Consider the following 1206-nt stretch of genomic DNA (forward strand, 5'->3'; position numbering starts at 1 on the left):
ACTGCGGCAGCAGCCTTGGCGGCCGCCGGGTTCATGGCGGCGGGAACCAGATTGTCCACGCCCTTGCCGTAGTAGGCCTCGATGAAGTGCTGGCCCACCATCAGCAGGCTGGTGATGACGAGATACCAGATGGCTGCCACGATCAGCAGCGGCACGGGCAGGTACGTCCGGTTGGCCAGGGTGTTGGTGGCGAAGGTCAGGTCCAGCGTAAACGGCACTGCAAGGACCAGGGACGTGGTCTTCAGCATGCCGATGGTTTCGTTGCCGGTCGGGGGCACGATCACGCGCATGGCCTGCGGCAGGATGATCCGCCACATGATCTTGGTCTTGCCCATGCCCAGGGCCTCGGCGGCTTCCATCTGGCCCCGGTCCACGGACTTGAGGCCGGCCCGGAAGATTTCCGCCAGATAGGCGGACTCGTTCAGGCCAAGGCCCAGGATCGCCGCAGCCAGGGCAGTGACGACGGCGCTGGTGTCCAGGCTGAAGAACTCCGGGCCGAACGGGACGCCCGCGCTGATCTTGGGGTACAGGACGGAAATCAGTCCCCAAAAGATCAACTGGGTGTACACGGGAGTGCCGCGGAAGAACCATACCCAGACCCAGCTGGACCAGCGGAACACCGGGTTTTCCGACTGGCGCATGAACGCCAGGAGGATGGCAAGGACAATCGCCAGGGCCATGGAGGCAACAGTCAGCAGCAGCGTCCAGCCGACACCCTGGACCACCTTAGTGTCCAGGATGTAGCTCCCCACGATGTCCCAGCGGAAGTTGGGGTTCGTGACCAGGCTCTGCAGGAACAGGGCCAGCACTCCGAGAATGATCAGAGCGCTGATCCACCGGCCCGGATGCCGCACCGGCACTGCCTTATTCAGCACCGGTGCTGCGTGGTTCTCCTGGTGGCGGTCCATCTGTGCACCTGATTTGTGGTCGGCTGCGGGAAGACTCAAGATCCGGCCGCCGGGTTGACCTCGGACTTGGTGATGGCGCCTTCGGCGTTGCCCCAGCCCTGCAGGATCTTCTTATACGAACCGTTTTCGATGAGCTTCGTGACAGTCTTCTGGATGACGTCGGCCAGTGCGGTGTCGGACTTGGCCACGGCGATGCCCTGCGGGGCGGAGTCGTACACGTCGCCGAGCTTTTCGAGCTGGCCGCCGGTCTGGGTCAGGGCGTAGCCGATGATGGGGGAGTCGGCTGCCATGGCGTCGA

1 protein-coding gene and 1 pseudogene are annotated in these 1206 nt (G+C 63.9%); both read right to left on the reverse strand.

All coding sequences use genetic code 11. The features are described from left to right. On the reverse strand, window positions 1-908 hold a 908-nt coding region (locus ABIB26_RS23680; RefSeq protein WP_354248654.1), incomplete at its 3' end, for an amino acid ABC transporter permease. 35 nt (window positions 909-943) lie between these two features. Further along, window positions 944-1206, reverse strand: a pseudogene (locus tag ABIB26_RS23685) (ABC transporter substrate-binding protein); the annotation flags it as partial.

The sequence above is a fragment of the Arthrobacter sp. UYEF20 genome (assembly GCF_040546335.1).
Classification (GTDB): Bacteria; Actinomycetota; Actinomycetes; order Actinomycetales; family Micrococcaceae; genus Arthrobacter.